This window comes from Acetatifactor muris (assembly GCF_024623325.1).
GTDB lineage: Bacteria > Bacillota > Clostridia > Lachnospirales > Lachnospiraceae > Acetatifactor > Acetatifactor muris.
Genome location: NZ_JANJZD010000044.1, coordinates 1 through 21,815, shown reverse-complemented (window position 1 = coordinate 21,815; position 21,815 = coordinate 1). Strand labels below are relative to the sequence as shown.

The following is a 21,815-nucleotide window of genomic DNA, read 5'->3' as shown; positions in this document are numbered from 1 at the left end:
CATGAAACTTAGAAGTTCTTAGGCGGCATACCTTTGTGTATGGCACCTTAGAACTTCTTTTCATGTTACCACCCTTATGTGCTAATTCAGTGACAATGGTAAAATTTAATATAGAATCCTGCGCCCCCTGTCTCTGTATTTTTTGCCGTGACCGTCCCGTTTTCTTTCTCAATGATGGATTTTGCCAGGGCAAGCCCGATTCCTGCACTGTCTTTGGAAAAACCTGCGCCCCGGTAGAACCGCTCAAACAAGTGGGGAAGGTCTGCTTCATCAAATCCCCTGCCGCTGTCCTGAATAACGATTTCCGTATAGATAGGATTGTCCCGGCAGGCAATACTGATATTTCCCTGCTCCGGTGTATGTTCCACACAGTTTTTGATAATATTGCCGAACGCCTCGCTGCACCATCCGAAATCCCCGGAAAGCGAAATCCCGTCAGCGCCCCGTATCCCAAAGCATATCCCCTTTTCTTCCATCTGCCGGACAAAGGGCTGGACTGCATCCACCAGCATTTCCTCCAGGTCAAACTCTTTTTCTTCCAGTTCCAGCACGCCCGCATCCAGCCTTGACAGGGTGAGCATGGAGCCGACCAGTTGCTGGAGGCGGCTGACCTGCCCCTCCATCCGCCCGATATCTTCTTTTGTCTCTTCATCCCATGCTTTCTTTTTTAGCAGCGAAAGGGTAAGCCCTATGGACGCCGCCGGGGTTTTTAACTGATGGGACAGATCAGCCATGTTGTCCGCAAGGTTCTTCTTTGCCCTCTGCGCCTGTTCCCGTTCCTCCCGAAGGAGCACCACCGCTTTATAGATGCTGTCCTCCAGTTCGGAACCGGTATCATGCTGCATCAGGGTGTCATACTGCCCTTCCATGATCCTGTCCAGATAGCCGGAAAGTGCCGCTGTCCGCTTTTCTGCCTCCTTCGTCCTGTGCCGCCAGTAAAGTCCGAAAGAAAACAGCATAATCAGTAACATACCGAAAGGGATGGCATATGCCGCCGCTCCAAACCATGCCGGAGCAAAAGAATATACACCCCTCCCATAACCGTACTGCCTTAAGATTTCTTCCCCCGCATCCCTCAGGCCATCGCCAGACTTGTATAGGTGCATGACACCGCCAAGCTGTTCCGGGGCAGCAATCCCCACAGCCCCGGCCATATCCGCAATACCGCTTCTGATAAATGTTTCTGACAGGTGCAGGATAACACCGCCTGCCAGAACGAACAGGCAGATGGAAAGCACAATCCCGCATATTAAAATCCTGTTCCCCTTCTTTTTATCCCTCATAGTCCACCGCCTTATACCCAAATCCACGGACTGTCAGGAGCATCTTCGGCATCTGCGGATGATCCTCCACCTTCTGCCGCAGGCGCTTTACCAGCGTGGTAAGCGTATTGTCATTGACATAATTGCCATCCACATCCCACAGCTTTTCTAAAATCTGCTCACGGGTAATGGTCTGGTTCTTATGCTCCAAAAACAGGAGAAGGAGCTGGTATTCATTCGGTGTCAGCTTTACCGGGCAGTCTTTTTTATAGACTTTGGATGTCTTTTTATTGATGCAGACATCCCCACAGTAAAGGCTTCCGTCCTCTGGCCTGCGGTTCCTCACCCTGCGCAGCAGAGCCCGCATCCTTGACACAAGGACATCCATGCGGAAAGGCTTCGTCACATAGTCATCCGCCCCGATGGACAGCCCCTGCACCATGTCCTGCGCCCCGTCACGCACCGTCAGCAAAATGACGGGAATAGCTGTATTTTCACTTAGGCTGCGGCAGAAAGCAAATCCGTCACCATCCGGCAGGTTTATATCCAGCAGACATAAATCAATCCCGCTGTCCAGATATTTCCGGGCCTGCGCGAGACTTAATGCGGCATATGGCGTGAAGCCCTCCGCCTGTAGGCTGCGGCAGAGGGTATCAGACAGTTCCATGTTATCTTCGACCACCAAAATTTTATCCATGCCAATTTCTCCTCTCTTCGGGAGCTTAGTTTTTATTATGCTGCTATCTACGCCTGAAAATTTCTCCCGCTAATCCATCATAAATTATATCGGATTATAGGGTATTTCATCAAATACCAATACATCAGCCAATGTATTCATCCCAAGACAGATGCCCCGCAAAGTCTGCCGTGTAAGCATATTACCTCTTATTCCACCGCTTTCCAAGTGATTTCCGCAGGCCGCCCGGCCGGCCTGGGAAAAAAGCAGACCGCCGCATATGGTAGATGAAGTCCATAGTGCGGCAGTTTGTCTTTTGTAGTATTTTCAGTTTATACGCTATTGCTGCTTCAATTAAGAAAACAGCACTGACGGCAAACCACACTCCGGCATAATGAATGCGTAGTATGTAAATGCTGCCAAAGCTAAAGTTATAAGCAAGAGTACAAGTTTTACAAACAAAGAAGTTTCATGTTTTGGGAAAAACAGGATAATATTAAGTACAAGTGACATAACGCAAATGGCTATATCAAGGAAAAAATTGATCCAGAGTATCACTTTGTACTCGCTGCCTAACGTACCCAGCACAAAGAAAGCAAGAATAAATATTCCATAGTTTACGCATAGCCAGATAATGATCTTCTTTGGATTTAGCTGTAGCTTATTCATTTCATTTTCTCCTCTATAAAATAATTTTTAACCAGATTATCATACTGCTTCCCAATTTGAATGAGTAAATCACGCAAAAAGAATTGCCTGTTTTACTCATTTCATTTCATGCCCCAAAAAGTACAATGTTGCTATCAAACGCAAAGGAGAATTTCATATGTCTGCATTATTAGAAGCAAAAGAAGTAACAAAAATTTATGCCAGGGCACAGCACCCAAGCCTGAATAAAGTATCGTTCAGCGTGGCGAAAAGTGAGTTTATCGCCATCATGGGCGCTTCGGGTTCCGGGAAGACTACACTGCTTAATGTCCTTTCCACGATTGACACACCTACAAGTGGCAGCATCACAATAGACGGTGTCAACATTAAGAACCTTTCCGATTCAGGCGCAGCGGATTTCCGCAGGGATAAGCTGGGATTTATTTTTCAGGAATATCTCCTGCTTGACAGCCTTACCATTTTTGAAAATATTGCTGTCCCGCTTACCCTGCAGAAACTCCCGCCGGAAAAAATAGAAAACATGGTACGGAGCCTGGCAAAAGCATTTGGCATTGACCCACAGCTTAACAAATACCCAAATGAGCTTTCGGGCGGGCAGAGACAGCGGGCTTCGGCTTTGAGGGCCATTGTAAAGCGGCCAAGTATTCTATTTGCCGACGAGCCAACAGGGGCGTTGGATTCCAGTTCTGCGACAGATTTACTAAACACCTTGAAGGAATCAAACGAAACCCTTAATACCACTATATTGATGGTTACACATGATGCATATGCCGCAAGTTTCGCTGATCGCATTTTGATCTTTAAAGACGGGTGCATTATCCGGGAGCTGTTCAGACAGAATGATGACCGGCGCACATTCTATGAATCCATCGCACGGGAAGTGGCAAAATTAGACACAGAAAGATAGGAGGGGGAGAGATATGCATAGTTTATCTATGGCGCTTAAGAATCTGAAAAATAATTTTTCGTTTTACGCCCTCTATCTATTATCCGTTTCATTTGTGATCACTATCTTTTTTGCATTCACTTCGTTCTCTATGAATGCGGTCATGCTTGAAAAAATATCAAATGACGGACGGGTTGAAACGATGTGCAACACGATTTCCGTATTCCTCATGGCTTTTGTTGTTTTCTACATGTCATATTCAAACCGCTTCTTTTTACGCCGCCGCACAAAGGAACTCGGTATTTACGCATTATTAGGATACAGAAAATCCACAATACTCTCCCTGCTCATAACAGAGAACCTGCTCACCTGTTCAGGAGCTTTTATAGCCGGGATACTTCTGGGCGGTTTTTTCCACAAGGGGATTGTCTTTGGCATTACAAAATTGCTGGATCTGGCGGTCAATCATTCAGAAATACCCTTTTTTAACCCAAATGCCGTTATGAAAGCAGCCTGCTTTATTTCCGCTGTTGTTATAGTATTAGCCCTGTCCAACAGCAGATTCCTTTTCAGGACATCACTCATGGATTTAGTGAGATATGAAAAAAGTGCAGAAAAAAGGATGAAGTTCCATGCTGTCCCGTCTGTCATTGGATTTTTGGCTGTTATTTCAGGATACTGCCTTGCACTCGATATATTACGAGGTGCGGAATCCTTATGGCTTACAATTGGTTTTTATCCAGTCGGCATGCTGACATCTGCACTCATACTCTCAGGGACAGTGCTTTTTATCGCATCCTTTCTTCCCTTTGCGGTACAGGCAGGGAAGAAAAACAAACGAAAATTCTACACGGAAACGAAGATCATCACTGCGCCTGGGTTCATATACCGTATCCATTCAAACTCCAGGACACTGATCATGCTTACATTATTGTCAGCCGCAACATTGACTGTTTCAAGCGTCATGGCTTTGTCGCTATACTACCCAATAGCTGCGGTATCCCGTATGGCTCCATCGGAAATAGAATGCAGGATTGAAAATGAAAGTGAAATAACTGCGTTCAAACAGATCATAAATGAGTATTCACCGGGGGATGATGTCACATTCCTGCAGACTGATATTTATAAGGTCACTTCCACTGCCGGGCAGCTCCCTGTGGAATACAGCATCGGAACCTCCAAGGGGGATGCGGATAATGAAAAAATCCTGCGGGATGCAGGGTTTGAATGTATCCCATTTTCAAACTATACAGCCCTTCTGGAAGCACAGGGACGGACAAAAGCGTTGGAACAGCTTGCCACTTTAAATAACAATGAGTGTATTTTAATCAAGTACCAGCCGGATTCTGACAATGATGAAACGGGCAATGTTTATCCACTGCTCATAGGCAGTCAGGAAATACCGGTCACAGTGACCGCTGTTACTTTGGATAATCCCATTTCATTTGCAAACAGTGTCGGAACTTTGATCGTAAGTGACGATTTATACCATATGATAACAGAACAGGCAGTTCCTGCAGCGAAAGTCCTCAGCATAAACGGAAAATCCATTGAGGATAACAAGGCACTGTTCCAGGCACTGTCAGAATATCTGTCGGGAAGTCCCTACCTGCAGGGAAACTCGCACAAGGTACACGAAATATTTTCCCTGAGCAGTTCCACATTCCTGTTGATCGGTTTTCTCGTGGTGTTGTTCTTTATAGCAACCGGAAGCATCCTTTACTTCAATAATGTTTCAGCCATAACCGACTCGAAATCTGATTATGATATCCTTCGGAAAATGGGGTATACGGACAGGAAAATCAAAAAGATCATCAGAAAACAGACGGCGGCTTTTTTCATCATCCCATTTTTATTCGGGCTGGCAGACTGCATCTTCGCCACGCTGGTATACAAGTCCGCCCTCATGCAGAATATCCTGAAAAACAGCCTCGTGCTGTATACACCCACAATGGCCGCCATTATGCTGACATTCATTATTTATCTGGCCTATTACCGTATGACTGTCCACACCTGCTGTAAAGCTGTGCTGACAAAATAGAGGCTGCATGAAACCGCCGCGCTTTCATGCCCGGCGGTTTCACACGCCTTTATGACAAATCAGAAATCATGCAGAATTTCCGGTTTGTATACCCGAAAATAAATGGTATAATGAAGCGTGAAAAAAGGAGGCCGGATATGAAGCGTATAACATTAAACCTTCTGCTTTTTGCAAATTCCATTTTGCTCATTATATATATGGCACTGGCCATAAACAGGAATATGGCATTTAACGCCACAGGAACCGTATCCCTGTTCCTGTCCTCTTTGATGCTCATAGACATTACTTATATAAGTTCCTGCAATGTCAGTGGAAACAAAGTCATCTCCCTGTTTTGCGGCCTGCTGGCACTCCATAGCTGGTATATACTCCTGTCTGCGCAGGACGATGCCCGGACGGGCATGGTCTTCTCTGCCTTAAGCCCGGTCATTTGGTATGTCTCCATAAATTTCATACTCATGTTTCTGTTTCAGGGAAGCGGATATAAATTCAAGAAAACAGTAAACATCTGCCTGACCGGAACCTGCATCTGCTCCCTTATCGGCCTGCTGGCGTCAAATGAAATATTTTCCCTGTTTTACGGCATACAGTTTCTGGCAGGCTGGCTTTGTTTCATTTTCATTGTTGTCTTCCACAGAAAAAGGACTGCCTTTGTTTTTAAGGCAGAGTGGAAATATATCCTTTTCTCCCTTGTGACGGTAAGCATTTTATTCCTTGCCTATTACTTCTCTACAATGGGAGTCAGTGGGCATCTTTCTAATTTTGGGATATATCTTCCTGTCCTGCTGTTCTCTATGAGCATACACGGCATTATACGAAAAGAACATAGCAGCGCCCCTCTGTCAACCATATTCAGCAGTCTCCAGTCAGCGTTGATCCTGCTTGCCGGGGCAGTTATCTGCGGTCTGTCCGCACTGGCTTCAGGCATCGGCTTCCCACTGTTTTTCCTTATGCTGGATGCCGTGTTTGTCTTTGTATATGCCTGCAACATTGCATTAGATTTTAATTTAAGGCACGGGAAAAGTGCGATGGCCAGGGAAAGCAGATACTACGCCGCATTAGAGCAGCTACAGCAGGAAGAACAGCTAAACCTCGAATTTGCAAATTTCCTCCATGATGACATTCTCCAGGACCTGCTTTCCATAAAAAACATGATGAAAAAAGCAGGCCGCCCCGATATCCAGAAAATCATCACGGAAGCCCTTGATAACATGAACACTTATATCCGTGAACGGATGCAGGATTACCGCCCTGCAATGCTCCCCAAGCTCACTGTGAAAGAGAATTACCAAAGCCTGCTTGCATATATATCACAGTCCTTTCCGCACCGTAATATCCGTGTTACTTTTGAATGCCCGGATTCCCTGTTTTTAGCCGCTCCTTATGATATATTCGTATACCGTCTCCTGAAAGAGCTTGTCACGAATATTTATAAGCACTCAGTGGGTGAAAAAGCATGGATAACCCTTGCACAGGACAACGGGACCATAACGCTGCTCATAAGGGACAATGGGGCTGCTGATGCGGACACCCTCTCATCCGCCGATCCATCAAAGCACAGCGGGCTTTCACTGGTCACTGAGCGTGTCAATAATATGGAGGGTTCTGTAAAGATAACCAATAACTTCCCGCATGGGGTCTGCATACAGATCACCCTGCCAATGAAAGGAGATGTTTCTTATCAATATTTTATTAGTAGATGACCACGCCCTATTTTCAAAAAGCCTGGAGATTGCCTTATCAGATTATCCTGAGATCACATCATTTGAAAGCATCAATGATATTTCCCGGTTGGACAACTTCATTGATACCAACAGGCCGGATATCCTGCTTATGGATATAAATTTGAAAAACATAGCATCCGAAGATGGTTTGGAACTGGCAAAACAACTGCTATACCGATATCCGGAGCAAAAGATAGTGATCCTGTCCGGATATGACCTGCCAGTATACCGCAGCGAGGCAGAAAAAATCGGGGCAAAGGGATTTATCAACAAAAACATAGAGCCTGAAAAACTGGTATCCTTCCTTTCCCAAATATCACAGGGTGCAGTTATTTTTAACAGGGAGATTCCGTTTTTAGAGGAATTGACTGATTGCGAAAAACAAATCCTGCGGCTTATAGCTGCCGGTATGAAGCGAAAAGAGATTGCAGCTACACTCTATATCAGCGAGCGTACCCTATCAAATCATTTGCAGCATATATTTGAAAAACTTGATGTTACCTCATCTGTTGAAGCTGTAACGAAAGCCATTCAAATGGGGTATATCCCTCCCATTTGTTAAAAAAAGAGCCGCATTTTTTACCACTTTACTCATATACAAACACGAAAACCCTTTACACTATCACGGAAACCCTTATATATCACGAAAACTCCCAGCAGGTTTCCGTGATAATATCCGACTTTTGCCTACGAATATACACTATCAGGCAAAGCGACACCAGAACAACCGTTCGCACCCTAACTAATGTAAAAATGCCCCTAAAAGCACACGGAAATAATGTAGCTTTGAAACCTATGTAGTGCCGAAAGTGGCAGATTTGCGGGCTTTCTCGGCTTTCCGTGTCTGTATCTGCCGGAAACTAAGACACCGTTGGATGCCAGAGTTAACGCTCTTTTATCCTGTCTTGCAAATCCTAACCTGCATCTGCCATCACTGCCCAAAAAATCTGGCTCCACGCCCACATCTCCCATATTCATACATCTTCATGGCAAGCACTCTTGCAATCCTCTCCATGCCGTTCAGGATAGTCTCCACATCTTCATCCTCATCTTCTCCCAGACGTTCGCACAGATTACGTCCTGCCTGGTACACACCTTCATACAAAAGGCAGCATTCTTTCCCCTCGGCAAATTCATCCTCAATGTCAGCCTGCTCCGGCAGGGAATGTGATCCTTCTGCCAGAAATCCGTTCATCTTCTCAAAAATCTGTTCCTTCTGCATAGTGCATCCTCCTTTTGTCTCACTTTTACAACCGATTTTAATATGGAATGCTACTAAAATCAATAGTAGTGGTGCAAAAAGTGAGACAAACTTCTCGACACATTTCGACACTAATGGAGGATACTATGCCAAAACCAACAGGATCATCAGGAGAAAAGAATCTGGTCAGCAGCCGGCTCATAGAACTCAGGAGACAGCAGAATCTCTCGCAAAGGGATCTTGCCCATAAGCTGCAGCTTGCCGGATATGACATGGACAAGAACGTGATCACACGCATTGAGACCAACAAAAGGTATGTGACGGATATTGAACTGCGGGCATTATCACAGGTGCTGGGCGTCAGCTATGCCTATCTGATTGACGGGGAAGATAAATAGCAAAAAGCTGGCGGCTAACACACTCTCCAAATTTGCAAATTTTGCTTAATAAAAAGGACATGGAAAGACATTTCTTTCATATCCTTTATACTTTTTCGGCTTTTTGCAACTGCTGGCTTTTATCACTTAGAAAATCATCTATACCTAGAGAAAGCGAGAAAAATATATGAGTAATCCCAAAAAACAACATTTTGTTCCTCAATCCTATCTAAAACAATGGGAGGATAATGAAAATCTTATTTGGCTATATAACAAAGATAAAAAACGGTATCACGCAGAAACACAAACAGTTTTTTATTATCTTCACTTATATTCACTGACACTTTTTGAATTTAATTATTTAACACCACAACAGCAGGAAACTTTTTTTGAACCACTAAAACCATTTTCCATTTATCTGGATGACAAAAAGCTAACCTTACATGAAATTATGGAAAATATGGTAAAGTACGATAATTTTCTGATAAAAAAATCAAATGGCCAAATTATTAGCCGTAGACAAAAAGAAGATCTTCTGGAAAAGGTATTAACAAGTAAACATTTTCTAATTGAAGAAAAATATAACAACATAGAGAGTGAATGGCCAGATGTTGTTGTTTTAAGATTACAAATACGAAAACGGGACAGAGCCGGGGCATGGGTATTTATCCGACCTGAAAAACGATAAGCTGGCGCAGAAGTGCTATGCGGCAATGATGAAGTTTCTGGGAAAGGTCGAAAATGAGTGATGGATGACATAAAATTTAAATGGATATTATGTCCCGTATGTGGCAATAAAACCCGTGACAGAATTAGGGAGGATACCGTTTTGAAAAACTATCCTCTGTACTGCCCGAAATGCAAGCAGGAAACGCTCATCAATGCAAAGGATTTGCAGATAACCGTCATCCAAAAGCAGGAACACTAATCAAACTATGTAAGCCGCCGATTATGGATAACACCATAGCGGCGGTTTTTCTGTGCCTATCGGCTGTCTCTGTCAAAGGATTTCTTTCTGTGCGGCTGCTGCCTGCCCTGCTCCTGCAACTGCCTGAGTCTGCTTCTGACGCTCTCCCTTTCGGGCGGCTTCTGCGGTCTGTTCTTTTCCTTGACCTGTCGTTCCCACTCGGTAAGGCTGCGGTTATATTGTTCTACAACGGCTTCGGCTTCTCGGTAGGTCGCTATAAATGCCTGCACGTCGGGATAACCGTCCTCTTTGAGCGTATCGGGCAGTTTATCCAGCCTTTCGGATATTTCCTGCTCCGTCTGCTTTATCTGTTCAGTAAGAGCTTTTCGCTCCTTGCTTTTGAAAACGCCCTTTGCTTCGGAAAGCTGTTCTTTTAACTTGGGGACTTTCTCCTGCAAGCTACGGATTGCTCTCGCTTCGTCCTGCACCCGTATCATCAAATCCCGCATTGTGCGAAACTCCGTCATATTGATACTTTCTCTTTTTCTATCAGTTCATTTATCTGTTCACGGATGGCTTTCTCGTCATCACATATGGCTATGTTCAATCTCATCACCTGCAATTCATTTCCCATGCGAGTGCTTTTCTCGCATTGAGCATTAGCTTCCCCACGGCAGCTCTTTTTACTTTTTATATCGGCAGAATTTTGGCGCAGTCAGCCACGAGGGAACGAAATCTTTTTCTTTTCCACAAAAATTTCAAATCAACCCTAAAGTTTTTCGCCATTCGTCCGATATAGAAGCGGCACAAACGCAAACCGCCGTGTAAGCATATTACCTCTTATTTCCCCGCTTTCCAAGTAATTTCCCTTATCAGTCCGCCCGGCCTGCCTGCGGAAAAAGCAGACCGCCGCATATGGCGGATGAAGGCCATAGTGCGGCAGTTAGCTTTTGTGTATTATCCTAAAGATTTCAGGCTTCTTCGGTATTCCGCCATTTCGTCCTCGCTTACCGTATCGCAGACGTGTTGCAATTCACTGACCACAAACTCCCGCTCCTTCGGCAGATAGGCGGTGACCGGGTAAAAGTTTGAACTGGAGTTGGCAAAAAGGTGCGTCCGTATCTGCAATTTTTTGATGAACACCTGCAGTTCCTCCAGACGCTCTTTTTCGCCGGCAGGGGCAAACTGCCCCTCCTGCTCCATGCGGTACAGCTCCGTATCCGGAAACAACGTGAGCGAATCCACCGAGATAAAATAAGGGTTTAGCTGGCTGAACAGCTCTGCGCTGTTCACCGCGTTCCAATATCCCCTCCCCCTCCCTGCAAGCCCGGTCATGTAGACAAAATAATATTCAATCCCCGCCTCGTCCAGCTTCCGGCACTGCTCCAGTATGTCAGCCGCCATATATCCCTTGCCCGCCAGCGCAAGCGTGCCGTCGTCACCGCTCTCCGTTCCGATGCTCAATCCGTTTATCCCCATCGCCCGGAGCTTCTTAAGCTGCCACACTTCCTTGTCCCTGATGTCCCGGATGCTGGCAAACATGGCCATCGTCTGGCATTTGATGAGGTAATCCCTTACCGTCAGCGCCCGGAGCTTCAGGTTCTCATAGCTCATGGCAAAAGGGTTCGCCCCCGTCCAGAAGATACGCCTCGCATATGGCTGGTAGCTTTTGATCTCCGCCAGGTCTTCCTCGAACTCCTCCATCGGTGACATACGGAAACACTCATCTTTGTAAAGGCTGCAGAAACGACATTTTTTATAGGTGCAGCCGGAAGTTGCCTGTATGATAACGGAATTCGCCTCGTAGGGCGGCCTCCACGTCCTTCCCGTAAAATGCAACTCAAACCACCTCCTACAGATGGCGGACACTCTTACGGTAACGCCGCAGTTCGTCCTCGCCCACATTCTCTATGACATCATCAAGGAAAGCCAGTAGTTTCTTCTTATCTTTTGGCAGCGCCCCGTGAAGCTGGAACGCATTGGAAGCACCCAGCGCGGCAAACTCCGTAGGGATTTCCAGCCCTTCCACCAATGCCCGGACTTCCCTGTACTTCTCTGTCTCGCTTTCCTCTTTCCAGTTCCCATGCCGGATTTCCCCGTACAGCTTTGAATCCGGGTAGATGGTCAGCATATTTGCGCCGACCAGGGCAGGATGGAGCTGATTGCATACAGCGGCGGTAATCCTTGCCCCGTCCTCCCCGCGCCCTGCGCCGGATATGCCCGTCAGATAGAAAAAGCTGTATCGGATGCCCGCCTTGTCCAGCCGGCCGCACTGCTCCAGAATGTCAGCCGAAAGATATCCCTTATCCATGAACCGCAGCGCCTCGTCATCCGCCGTTTCGATGCCGATTGTCAGCCCGTCATAGCCTGCCCCGCGCAGAGCCGCCAGTTCCTCATCCGTTTTCAGCGTGACATCCGTAACCCTGGCAAAACTGCCAATGGTCTCCATCTCCGGGAAATATCTGTGTACCAGCTCCGCAATCTCCATCAGCCTGTCATAGTTCAGCACGAACGGGTTCGCCCCGGTCAGGAAAGTGCGGGATACCTTCCTCCCGAAAAAAGAGCGGTACATCTTCTGTGCCTCTTTCAGATCCGCCTCTATATCCTCCATCGGTGACATCCTGAACTGGAAGGGCAGGTCTGCGTAGAGCGTACAGAACTTGCATCTGTGGTGCGTACAGCCTGCGGTAACTTCCAGCAGCAGGGAAGATGCCTCATAGGGCGGCCTCCATATGGTTCCTGTATAGTGCATCATTCATTCCTCCTTAAGTCTTTCCTCTTTTGCACTAAATTACATCTAAAACTCCATGAAATCAAGTACTGTCTTTTTTAGTCGGTAGTCCACTTTTTCGTACTTTTGATAAAAAGTATACTATCTGTCAAAAATAACCGTATCTTGATTTTTCCCCACTGCCGGGATATACTCATGGGGAAAGAGGTGGAATGAAATGGCTGAAAACAAATTCAACAACGAGGAAACCATTGCTCGCTGCGTCCCTATGGGCAGGCTCCAGTCCGTGATCGGCGGCAAATGGAAAATCCTGATCTTATGGTATGTATCCTTTTACAAAGTCCAGCGGTTCGGGGAACTGATGCGCCGCCTTGACGGCATCACGCAGTCCACGCTCACCAAACAGCTCCGGGAACTGGAAAGCGATGGGTTCCTCCATCGGGAAATTTACAAAGAAATCCCGCCGAAAGTGGAATATTCGCTCACCGAGTTTGGGGAGAGCTTCATCCCCGTCCTGCAGACGATGATGGCATGGAGCGAGACATACCTCTGCCCCGATTACAAGAACCCATATGAGAAATAGTGCATGGGGACTGGTTCATTTTGCAGATACAAATCCCCCCGCTTTCCAGGTAATTTCCCTTATCAGGCCGCCCGGCCTGCCGGCGGAAAAAGCGGACCGCCGCATATGGCGGATGAAGTCCATAGTGCGGCGGTTTGTCTTTCGTAGGGTTCCCTTTTTTACTATTTCTCTTTGTCATATACCCATATACTTTTAATCTGATTTTCAATCTCACTGAATGTCCATCTCCTACCGCTCCTTGCTACACAGTTAGGATCGTTTACCATAAATCCTTCGTTATCATACCCATATATGACAATGTAATGACCGGATATTGTGAAATCCCCTTTCCCCATAGCACATATGATGATTCCGCCATTATCAAGCACTGCCCTCATATTATTTGCACTTGAACTTATGGATGAGACTTTAATGCCATACAGCTTTGGTAAATCCTCCATCAAGGCCCATGATGTGCCGGTTCCTTCCACATAATATCCATTTTTCATACTGTATGCGGCGATACTGTCTGGAGTATGCGTTTCATCCCCGGTCAGATAGAACAATACCATAGACAGACACGTTGGACCGCAGCCTGCCAGCCCGATACAGCTATCCCCATAGGACTCATACCCCCAGCGCCTGTCCCATTGGAGAAACAGTGGAAATTCCTGCTCTTTTTCGGATGCAGTAATTCCCCCTGTCACTCCGTTTTGATCAGGATACCCAGAGACAAAATCCGCCATTTCTGGATTATTTGCCAGTGCTGCAAGCAGCTCCTTCGGATACTGGGAATGATTTTGACAGATCCCTTCTATCAAGGAGCTGGTCTGCCCCAGCTCACCCAGCCGCTGCAAGACTTCTGCTTCCGTGCGTTCTATAGGCTTGCCAACTTCCCATGTATCAAGGCTGCCAACATAATCTACATCATCCAATTTATCTGGTGAATGCGCATCTGCGCTGGTTTGTACCATCCCATATTGCTGTGTTTCCAGCCGCTCCAGTTCCATCTGCATTTCTTCCAGACGGGCATAGATATTTCTGATACAGAACACAATCACAACCAAAACCGCCACTCTGACTAACAGTGATATCCACCTTATCTGCTGTTTTTTTCTTCTGCTCTCCATCTGCCACCTGCTACCATCCATGTTCCTCACAATCGTATCTAATTTTCTCCGCTGCCTGTGTCGTCTGCGATTTTCCCTTTCTTTAACCGCAGGACGATATCCGCCTGCTCTGCCAGTTCCCTGCTGTGGGTAACTACAATCACACATTTTTCCTGTTCATGAGCCAGTTTCTGAAAAATGGATATAATCTCATTCGCAGTATCCTCGTCCAGATTTCCTGTCGGCTCATCAGCTAACAGAATGGGCGCCATGCTCGCCAATGCCCTTGCAATGGCTACCCTCTGCTGCTGACCTCCGGACAACTGCATCACATTTCTTTTCCGCTGTGCTTCATCAATGCCCATCTGCGCCAGCAATTCCTCCGCATTGGCTTTCCCGCCAAGTTTTACATTCTCAATGGGCGTCAGATAATCAATCAGATTATAATTCTGGAAAATCAGCGAAACATTGTTCTTTCTGTGCAGATTCAGGCTGCTCTTTTGAATCTCCATGCCTGAAACGGTTATTTTTCCCTCAACAGGAATATCCAGCCCTGCCAAGAGTGACAGCAGCGTGGTTTTTCCACCACCACTTGCCCCCAATATCGCATACAGCTTTCCCTTTTCAAACTGATAAGATATTTTGTCTAAAACTATCTTATCAGTTTGAGATTTATAAAAGTAAGTAACATCTTTTAATTCCAACATATCATCCACTCTCCAATCTTTTTCACTTAGCTCATCCTGCTCAAAATCTCCTGCGGTTTCTTCACTGCCACAGACACGCATGAAAAAAGGACAGCCGCCACAATGATTCCCAAAACGGAACAGACTGACAGCAGGATCACTTCTCCTGTCACAGCTACCTGCACCCCAACAACTTCCGTATCGTCTTCCAGATACAATTTTATGCCCTGTTCTGCATTTTTTTCTGTTTCCTGCTGTTCCAGTTCGTATCCTACCAGATAATCTGCAACATTCTCGGAAATAGCAGGCGCACAAAATGTAGCAAGCCCAAATGCAATGCTCCCGATCAAAATCCCTTCCAAAAGCATCTGCATGACAATCATGCTCTTTCTTTTCCCCATTGCCAACAATACGCCAATCTCATGTACCCTGTTCCCCAGCCAAAACAAGCAGACTAAAAAAAGTATCACAACACTGGAACATATAACCAGCACCAGAATGACTGTACTCATCGTTTCCATATCCCCAAAATTTGATGCCACTGTATCACTCATTCCGGTATTGTCCAGAAAATCATAACGGTTCCAGTCAATGTCCGCCTGTTTCATCTGCTCTTTGATCGTGTCATATTCGTCCACATTCTCCACCCAAAAAGTTGCATATTGATATAAAGGATCGTTTTCATGCCCTTCCGCCTTCTCAGGGAACCGCAAATCCGTAAAAATAACATTCTCGCTTCTGTAACTGTCACCATACATGACAGGCGTCATTTTATAGATGGTTTCATAAATCCCTATAATCTCCGCCTGACAGACTGTGGCTGTTTCTGGTTCGCTCCGCTTGTTAAATTCCAATGTATCCCCCAATTTTAAGCCGTTTAAATCAGCGAGTTCTCTTGAGATGACACATACATCCTTGTCATCCTCTGCAATCATACGTCCTTCCCGCACCTCGATATTTCCACTCTGCACATCCATATCAAGACGCATTTCCTGATTTCCGCGTAGAGAAACCCAATTTCCTTCTCCAAACTGCTCCATATCCGGATCTTCTATACGCATAAAATTTACAGCGTTTACAACGGTATTGACCGTTGTGATATTGTACTCTGCAATTCCATCCTGACTGGCAAGCGTTAAAATATCATCCATCTGCAAAGTTTCAAACGAGTTGTCATGCCATATCATCCAATCTCCGGATTCCAGTTGTTCCACATGCGTACCGTCCGCACTCCCATTTGCACTGTCTCCAATCTTCTTTATTGCTTCTGATGATCGCACATGTCTGTTTGCCTCATTTTCTTCCAGTCGGAAAGATGCACCTATTGCACGCTTTCCTTCTGTCTGTGTCTGCACACTTGCTGACCTGCATGCCCATCCTGCATAAATAAAACCAGATGCCAAAAATACAATGCAAAAAAGCAGGATTGTCCTTACCCTTTTTCGAGCCAGACACCGAATGCTTAAACTAAAAATATTCATACTACCCCTCCATTTCTGACAGGACTTCTTTGACCTGCTTTTTCATGTATGGGAAAACAGAAATCCCCGTCAATATCATCACCCCTGCCAGTCCTGCACAAAGGCTGGCTATCATGCCGCCAGTGGAAAGCTGCAGCATGGAGTTGTTTCCCTGCAGATGCTCCATTCTGCCGCCCACGACAGGCAAAAGCAATACTGTAATCACCTGCGCCCCTATAAATGCAAGCCCATACAGGAATAGTTCCTCCGATAGCATTTGCAGAAATATATTCCCTTTTGACACACCAAGGCTGACCAGCACGGCAATCTCCTTTTTTCTGCCCCGCGTCCACATGGCAAGCAGCAGCCCTGCAACCGCACACCCAACAAGGATTGTCATCAAAAGGATCAGGAAAGTGATCCTCTCAGTCTGCCCAATCGTCAGGCTCAATCTCTGGAACGTATTATCCATCGAACTTATCACTGCACGCCCTTCATACATTTCTGCCAATATACCTGATGTATTCCCAAGCAGCTCCGGATCATTTACATAAACCACTGCATTGATAAATTTTTTCTCCCCGTAAAGCGTATTTACAAAATCGGTAGTGGCATAAAGCTGGTTTTCAATCCGATTGGCTGTAGCCACATTCTCTGTCTGCCGTTCTTCATCTCCCGCCAGAAAAAAGCCTGTGACAACGGCTTCCACTGCCTGCTGTTCTATAGACTGGAGTAATATTTTTTCCCCCACCTGTATCCCGTTCTTCTCTGCCAGATACTTATTTATTATGATTTCGTCCCGGCTTTGCGGAAAATATCCTTCTACGACCCGGTAAATATGCTCCGCAAACGGGCTGTCTTTTTCCAGTTCATCATATCCGTGGACATCAAACAAATCTTCTGATTCCGCATTTCCTGCAACCGGGAACATCTGTGAGGATAAACAATTCGTCTCGGATATCCGGTTGATCCAGTTTATATTTTCGGCTGCCATGATCTCCTGCAGGTCTTGTTCCTTAAAACCACTTTGCCTGTCCAGGCTTTCCAGCATGATCTTGCCCTCTGAATTCTTCCTCAGTTCCTCCGCCAGTCTGAGGGAAGATGCACGGATTGCCAGGGTTCCTGACACCATCACGTTAATCACCAGAAATAAGAGCAGCAACAGGATTGCCTTCCGCTTTTTCCTATACAAATATTTAGATGCCCTTACAAAACAATTCATTACTTCCTCCCTAACAACTTTAGTTGTTTTCCCACTTCTGGATGATAACCTTGTCTGCAGTCCAGTTTTTCCCATCTTCACTGGAGCCAAAAACATATTAATTCAATACGGAGATGATGCTATGAAGATTTTACTTTTAGAAGATGATAAATACCTTTGCAACAATGTGAAACAGCAGCTCACAAAAGAAGGCTATATTGTTGATGCCTGCGGTGACGGCGAAGAGGGCTTTTTGCTTGCCCTGGACAGAAACAACAGTTATGACCTTGCAGTCATTGACCGGATGCTCCCTATTGTAGATGGACTCACGATCATAAAAGCGATGCGGAACAAGCAGATACAGATTCCTGTCATTATCATAACAGGAATGTCTGAATTACAGAATAAAATTGAAGGTCTGGACAGCGGTGCGGATGATTATCTCTCAAAACCTTTTCATATGGAGGAACTTTCTGCACGCATCCGTGCTTTAACCCGCAGACCTGCCAATCTAAGCAGACAAAGCAGTCTTTCTTTCCATGACATTTCTCTTGACATGGCAAAAAGGCTGCTTACGGGTCCAAAAAGTTCCGTAACACTGACACCCACGGAATTCCACCTGATGCAAGTTTTTTTGGAACAGCCTGACACCCTGCTGGCCAGAGAACAACTGATACAAAAAGTGTGGGAAGCTGACGCATCTTTGGAAACGGGAAACCTGGATAACTACATCTATTTTCTGCGGAAACGCATCCGTACAATAGCAAGCGGCTGTGTTCTTTCTTCCGTGTACGGTTCCGGATATATACTGGAGGTTGGAAATGGTTAAAAGGCTTAAACGGAATCTCCATATTTTACTGATCGGCTCACTCATGCTGGTCTTTACTATTGTATTTTGTTTGTTAATCCATCAAAACATTAAGGAAAAAAGAAAAAATTCGATTGCCTACTTAAACAGAATGGCATCCATGCTAATCTTTTCAATGGAAAAGAACTCTGATTACAGGGAAATTTTGTCTGATTATGAAAATAGTTCCTGGCTTCACTACTCTTTCCGGCTATTTTCAGATACAGACTCTTTTTTATACCAAAGTGAGAATTTAGAAGATTGTTCTGCGATTATAGATACCTTTCTGGATACACTGCAACACCATTCAGGCTATGCACTCAGCCCTCTTGAGTTAAAAGATTGCGTAAGCAGTGGTCAGTCTGCAGCATATACCATCAGTATGCCAGACAGGAAAAATTATGACTGCATCTTTTGTGAGATTGTTACAGGCTACGGCATTACATATGGATTATTTATTGTAAAAGAAAGCGACAGTTTCGCCTCTTTGCTGTTGCCTGAATTAAAGTTTTATATATGCATATGGCTGGGTGTTTTCCTTTTTATCATTTTCCTATCCCGGATTCTTACCAGAATCACGGTAAAACCAACAGAAGCAGCGATACAGAGCCAGAAAGATTTTATTGCTGCTGTTTCTCATGAATGCAAAGCTCCATTAGCGGCAATCCTTTCCTCTGCTGAAATGATTGCCGCCATACCGGATACGCCCGATACCGTAAAAGACCATATCCATGTTATTGATTTGGAAGTATCACGGATGTCACGGCTCATTGGGGATCTGCTCCTGCTCTCATCCATTGATGCCGGAAATTGGTCTTTTCGCATGGAAGAAATAAATATTGACACGCTATTGATAAACCTATATACAAAATACGAGCAGATTTGTAAAAAAAAGAATATACTGTTACAACTTAATATACCAGATGAATGTTATCCGCCATTTTATTCTGATACGGACAGACTAAACCAGATTATCAGTATTTTTCTTGATAATGCTGTTTCATACTCCCTGCCTGAATCTGAAATTTCATTAAATGCGTCAGTAGAAAAAAATAAATTAACAATTACAGTTATTGATCATGGGATTGGTATCAACGACAAAGACAAACCTTTTATATTTAACCGTTTCTTCCAATGTGACAAGTCCCGTACCCAAAGAGAGCATTTTGGACTCGGACTTAGTATTGCAAATGAATTGGTTAATAAACTGGAGGGAAAAATTTGGCTATTTGATACCGCTGGAGGGGGCTGCACTTTCAAAATATTTATTCCCTTAAAACAGCAATAGATGCCCTATACTATCACGGAAACCCTTATATTATCACAAAAACTCCCGGCATGTTGCCGTGATAATATAAGGGTTTGTGTGTTTGTATATGGGTTTTGCCTGTGGGTATCGAGCAGCCCTTTTCACATTTATTCCATCTCCCTGAACGTGCCGGCCATCCCACCCACAAGGCTCCACTGGCGCTGCATATAGGATTTCAGATTTTCCGTGCTTTGCCTGTATGCCTCCCGGACTGTTTCCGGGTTATCGAAATGTTCCATGACTGCAACAGCAACGCAGTACCCGCTCCCCATCCCGGCAGATATGCCCTCGCCCATCGGGTTTAAGACCCCGGCGACTTCCCCTGCAAAAGGGATGCGCCCCACGCCGTAGTCAACACGGCATCCCGGACGGATATGCGGCATCAGCCACTTTTCTTCCTTCGTCTGCCTGCTGATATGCAGGTGATGGTTTTCTTCCATGTAAATAATAAAGCGTTCATAATAATGACTGATTTTATCCATATCCTTCACGGACACCCATGCCAAACAAAATAAGCAAAATTCCCGGTATGCGCAGATACCATTTGTAATAATCGGGCATTTCCTGTTTCTTCATCAGCAATTAAAACTCATATTTGCTCCTTTCCATCAGCGCATCACTATTTTGCAATAGGTTTTTGCGGTACTAAAATACATTACCATATAGATAAAGGCAAACAACAAGGATATTGTACCCGCACAGAGCAGAAGCACCAGAACATTTGTCAGTCCAAACACGGCAACCAGCATGGCGACTGCATAAAGTGAAACAGCCAGATGGATAACCGCAATAAGCAGCGACCATCTCTACATGTATGTGGCTTCCGATTCCTACAGCGATCTCCCTGTGTTTCCTCTTTTAGAACAGGCCTCCCGGCATGATATGCTTTCTTTTCTCCATTCCTTTTTCACTATGAAAGCATATCTTCCACAGTTCCATATAGAAAAGCTCCTTCTGGATTCCGCCCATGATGCTTACTCTGTTTATGATTACTGCAAACGGGAAACGATCACGCCTTTTATTGACCTCAATCCCGGTCATACCGGATATTTCACTTATAAGGATGATTTCACCATGGGCAAGGACAGCGTTCCGGTCTGCAAGCTGGGCTTACGTATGCACAAAGATGGATATGAGGCTGCCAAACACCGGGCAAAATACCGGTGTCCAAAAGCAAACCGCAGGCAGGGCTGTTTCTGCGAACATCCCTGTTCACCGGCGAAATACGGCAGGACCGTACACATCTTTACCGATGACAATCCAAGGTTGTTTAACATACCGCCAGGGGACTCTAAAGCATGGGAAAAGGAATATGACAGAAGAACTTCTGTGGAGCGCTCCAACAAGCGCGAGAAAGAGGACTATAAATTAGAAGACGGCAGGCACCGCTCGACTAAGATGTGGTACTGCCGCCTCTACGGCATCATGATGCTACAGCATCTTGATGCCTGGGAAATGCCCTCTGCTGAGGCATTTCAAGAATCATTATTAGAATTTACCGCCTAATAATGATATCTTAAGCGATTCCATAAGATTTTTCAAGGCATAGTACCCGCTATGTCCAATGTTTATGTCCATTTTTCTCTAATTTCTTTTCCTGCACGATATTCAGTTGTCAATTTTCAGTTAGAATCACATTCATTGAGATTCCGAGAAGCTATCACATAGGGCAGTTCATAGTTTATAGTTGCCTTTTGATAATTTCAAATAACATTATTGTATTAACCAATTTTTGTTATTGCTTCTTTTGCCCATAAAGAGTTTTTCATAATTGCTCGTCCTACGCCAATTAAATCAGCTTCACCATTTTTTAATAATAATTCTGCCATATCAGCTTCTGTAATTCCCCCGGTTAATATAACAGGTATATTTACAACTGCTTTTGCAGCTTGTGTAATTTCACTGAAATACCCCTGTTCTTTATAATCAGGTCTTACAAATCCGCAAAAACCGCCGGAAATATCCAACAGGTCAACTCCTGCATGTTCCAATAATTTTGCCGCCGCGATACTGTCTTGTAAAGTAGAGCCGCCGTCCATGCACGACAAACGCATGAATGTTTACTCCCACTCAAATCCTAAATTGCGGATTTTTAAATTTTCATCAGTTCTTCGATAAACTGTGCCGGTGCAAAGCTTATGTTAAACCGCTTCCTTCTTAGTGACAT

General features: G+C 45.1%; 25 protein-coding genes and 1 pseudogene. 12 read left to right on the top strand and 14 right to left on the bottom strand.

Annotated elements, in window-relative coordinates; genetic code table 11:
- Positions 1 to 86: 86 nt before the first annotated feature.
- The 3 genes from NSB25_RS25285 to NSB25_RS25275 all read right to left on the bottom strand — a co-directional run bounded on the left by NSB25_RS25285 (position 87) and on the right by NSB25_RS25275 (position 2,607).
- Complete coding sequence (locus tag NSB25_RS25285; RefSeq protein WP_103242098.1) at positions 87 to 1,283, bottom strand: sensor histidine kinase; 1,197 nt, start codon at positions 1,281 to 1,283, stop codon at positions 87 to 89.
- Entirely contained in the window at positions 1,273 to 1,959 is a 687-nt protein-coding gene (locus tag NSB25_RS25280; protein WP_103242099.1) for a response regulator transcription factor, read from the bottom strand. The genes NSB25_RS25285 and NSB25_RS25280 overlap by 11 nt, the downstream gene beginning before the upstream one ends.
- Positions 1,960 to 2,292: 333 nt before the next feature.
- The gene (locus tag NSB25_RS25275; RefSeq protein WP_016230377.1) at positions 2,293 to 2,607 is read right to left on the bottom strand and encodes a hypothetical protein; all 315 of its coding nucleotides are present in this window, start codon (positions 2,605 to 2,607) and stop codon (positions 2,293 to 2,295) included.
- A gap of 157 nt (positions 2,608 to 2,764) precedes the next feature.
- On the opposite strand from NSB25_RS25275, the gene NSB25_RS25270 reads away from it, so the two are divergent.
- The 5 genes and pseudogenes from NSB25_RS25270 to NSB25_RS25255 all read left to right on the top strand — a co-directional run bounded on the left by NSB25_RS25270 (position 2,765) and on the right by NSB25_RS25255 (position 7,820).
- Positions 2,765 to 3,514: an ABC transporter ATP-binding protein gene (locus NSB25_RS25270; RefSeq protein ID WP_103242100.1), complete on the top strand. Its 750-nt coding sequence runs from the start codon at positions 2,765 to 2,767 to the stop codon at positions 3,512 to 3,514.
- A 13-nt stretch (positions 3,515 to 3,527) separates the two neighbouring features.
- Positions 3,528 to 4,025: pseudogene (locus NSB25_RS29795) on the top strand (FtsX-like permease family protein); the annotation flags it as partial.
- Positions 4,026 to 4,412: 387 nt separating this feature from the next.
- Entirely contained in the window at positions 4,413 to 5,534 is a 1,122-nt protein-coding gene (locus NSB25_RS29320) for an ABC transporter permease (protein ID WP_306817704.1), read from the top strand.
- Positions 5,535 to 5,671: 137 nt separating this feature from the next.
- Positions 5,672 to 7,237 (top strand): sensor histidine kinase, encoded by a 1,566-nt coding sequence (locus tag NSB25_RS25260; protein ID WP_103242120.1) that lies wholly within the window; start codon positions 5,672 to 5,674, stop codon positions 7,235 to 7,237.
- Positions 7,206 to 7,820 carry a response regulator transcription factor gene (locus NSB25_RS25255; RefSeq protein ID WP_103242102.1) on the top strand — a complete coding sequence of 205 codons (615 nt, stop codon included), beginning with the start codon at positions 7,206 to 7,208 and terminating at the stop codon, positions 7,818 to 7,820. Before NSB25_RS25260 ends, NSB25_RS25255 begins: the two co-directional genes overlap by 32 nt.
- A gap of 369 nt (positions 7,821 to 8,189) precedes the next feature.
- Here the strand turns inward: NSB25_RS25255 and NSB25_RS25250 are convergent, their stop codons facing one another.
- On the bottom strand, positions 8,190 to 8,480 hold the full coding sequence (locus NSB25_RS25250) for a hypothetical protein (RefSeq protein ID WP_103242103.1): 291 nt from the start codon (positions 8,478 to 8,480) through the stop codon (positions 8,190 to 8,192).
- A gap of 125 nt (positions 8,481 to 8,605) precedes the next feature.
- Between NSB25_RS25250 and NSB25_RS25245 the strand changes: the two genes are divergently transcribed.
- The 3 genes from NSB25_RS25245 (at position 8,606) to NSB25_RS25235 (ending at position 9,764) form a co-directional block, all read left to right on the top strand.
- The gene (locus NSB25_RS25245) at positions 8,606 to 8,857 is read left to right on the top strand and encodes a helix-turn-helix domain-containing protein (protein ID WP_103242104.1); all 252 of its coding nucleotides are present in this window, start codon (positions 8,606 to 8,608) and stop codon (positions 8,855 to 8,857) included.
- A gap of 166 nt (positions 8,858 to 9,023) precedes the next feature.
- Complete coding sequence (locus NSB25_RS25240; protein WP_103242105.1) at positions 9,024 to 9,524, top strand: DUF4238 domain-containing protein; 501 nt, start codon at positions 9,024 to 9,026, stop codon at positions 9,522 to 9,524.
- Between the two features lie 60 nt (positions 9,525 to 9,584).
- The gene (locus NSB25_RS25235) at positions 9,585 to 9,764 is read left to right on the top strand and encodes a cysteine-rich KTR domain-containing protein (RefSeq protein WP_103242106.1); all 180 of its coding nucleotides are present in this window, start codon (positions 9,585 to 9,587) and stop codon (positions 9,762 to 9,764) included.
- A 56-nt stretch (positions 9,765 to 9,820) separates the two neighbouring features.
- On the opposite strand, the gene NSB25_RS25230 is transcribed toward NSB25_RS25235, so the two are convergent.
- The 3 genes from NSB25_RS25230 to NSB25_RS25220 all read right to left on the bottom strand — a co-directional run bounded on the left by NSB25_RS25230 (position 9,821) and on the right by NSB25_RS25220 (position 12,495).
- The gene (locus NSB25_RS25230; protein WP_242982603.1) at positions 9,821 to 10,270 is read right to left on the bottom strand and encodes a hypothetical protein; all 450 of its coding nucleotides are present in this window, start codon (positions 10,268 to 10,270) and stop codon (positions 9,821 to 9,823) included.
- 430 nt (positions 10,271 to 10,700) lie between these two features.
- The gene (locus tag NSB25_RS25225; RefSeq protein ID WP_103242107.1) at positions 10,701 to 11,582 is read right to left on the bottom strand and encodes a radical SAM protein; all 882 of its coding nucleotides are present in this window, start codon (positions 11,580 to 11,582) and stop codon (positions 10,701 to 10,703) included.
- Positions 11,583 to 11,595: 13 nt separating this feature from the next.
- Positions 11,596 to 12,495: a radical SAM protein gene (locus NSB25_RS25220; RefSeq protein WP_103242108.1), complete on the bottom strand. Its 900-nt coding sequence runs from the start codon at positions 12,493 to 12,495 to the stop codon at positions 11,596 to 11,598.
- Between the two features lie 196 nt (positions 12,496 to 12,691).
- Between NSB25_RS25220 and NSB25_RS25215 the strand changes: the two genes are divergently transcribed.
- Positions 12,692 to 13,057, top strand: a complete 366-nt coding sequence (locus NSB25_RS25215) for a winged helix-turn-helix transcriptional regulator (protein ID WP_103242109.1) — start codon at positions 12,692 to 12,694, stop codon at positions 13,055 to 13,057.
- Between the two features lie 161 nt (positions 13,058 to 13,218).
- Here the strand turns inward: NSB25_RS25215 and NSB25_RS25210 are convergent, their stop codons facing one another.
- The 4 genes from NSB25_RS25210 to NSB25_RS25195 all read right to left on the bottom strand — a co-directional run bounded on the left by NSB25_RS25210 (position 13,219) and on the right by NSB25_RS25195 (position 17,513).
- Entirely contained in the window at positions 13,219 to 14,166 is a 948-nt protein-coding gene (locus tag NSB25_RS25210; RefSeq protein ID WP_172455274.1) for a C39 family peptidase, read from the bottom strand.
- Positions 14,167 to 14,204: 38 nt separating this feature from the next.
- The gene (locus tag NSB25_RS25205; protein WP_103242111.1) at positions 14,205 to 14,852 is read right to left on the bottom strand and encodes an ABC transporter ATP-binding protein; all 648 of its coding nucleotides are present in this window, start codon (positions 14,850 to 14,852) and stop codon (positions 14,205 to 14,207) included.
- Positions 14,853 to 14,878: 26 nt separating this feature from the next.
- Positions 14,879 to 16,186 carry an ABC transporter permease gene (locus NSB25_RS29515; protein WP_172455275.1) on the bottom strand — a complete coding sequence of 436 codons (1,308 nt, stop codon included), beginning with the start codon at positions 16,184 to 16,186 and terminating at the stop codon, positions 14,879 to 14,881.
- Positions 16,187 to 16,313: 127 nt separating this feature from the next.
- Entirely contained in the window at positions 16,314 to 17,513 is a 1,200-nt protein-coding gene (locus tag NSB25_RS25195; protein WP_172455276.1) for an ABC transporter permease, read from the bottom strand.
- A 121-nt stretch (positions 17,514 to 17,634) separates the two neighbouring features.
- On the opposite strand from NSB25_RS25195, the gene NSB25_RS25190 reads away from it, so the two are divergent.
- The gene (locus NSB25_RS25190) at positions 17,635 to 18,321 is read left to right on the top strand and encodes a response regulator transcription factor (RefSeq protein ID WP_103242114.1); all 687 of its coding nucleotides are present in this window, start codon (positions 17,635 to 17,637) and stop codon (positions 18,319 to 18,321) included.
- Positions 18,314 to 19,627, top strand: a complete 1,314-nt coding sequence (locus NSB25_RS25185; RefSeq protein ID WP_103242115.1) for a sensor histidine kinase — start codon at positions 18,314 to 18,316, stop codon at positions 19,625 to 19,627. Before NSB25_RS25190 ends, NSB25_RS25185 begins: the two co-directional genes overlap by 8 nt.
- A gap of 128 nt (positions 19,628 to 19,755) precedes the next feature.
- Here the strand turns inward: NSB25_RS25185 and NSB25_RS25180 are convergent, their stop codons facing one another.
- Together NSB25_RS25180 and NSB25_RS25175 are read right to left on the bottom strand one after the other, a co-directional pair.
- The gene (locus NSB25_RS25180; protein ID WP_207656187.1) at positions 19,756 to 20,130 is read right to left on the bottom strand and encodes an NAD(P)/FAD-dependent oxidoreductase; all 375 of its coding nucleotides are present in this window, start codon (positions 20,128 to 20,130) and stop codon (positions 19,756 to 19,758) included.
- 376 nt (positions 20,131 to 20,506) lie between these two features.
- On the bottom strand, positions 20,507 to 20,689 hold the full coding sequence (locus NSB25_RS25175; protein ID WP_172455273.1) for a hypothetical protein: 183 nt from the start codon (positions 20,687 to 20,689) through the stop codon (positions 20,507 to 20,509).
- 33 nt (positions 20,690 to 20,722) lie between these two features.
- On the opposite strand from NSB25_RS25175, the gene NSB25_RS25170 reads away from it, so the two are divergent.
- Positions 20,723 to 21,154: a hypothetical protein gene (locus NSB25_RS25170; protein ID WP_242982604.1), complete on the top strand. Its 432-nt coding sequence runs from the start codon at positions 20,723 to 20,725 to the stop codon at positions 21,152 to 21,154.
- Between the two features lie 215 nt (positions 21,155 to 21,369).
- Here the strand turns inward: NSB25_RS25170 and NSB25_RS25165 are convergent, their stop codons facing one another.
- Entirely contained in the window at positions 21,370 to 21,702 is a 333-nt protein-coding gene (locus tag NSB25_RS25165) for an oxidoreductase (RefSeq protein WP_103242116.1), read from the bottom strand.
- Positions 21,703 to 21,815: the final 113 nt, after the last annotated feature.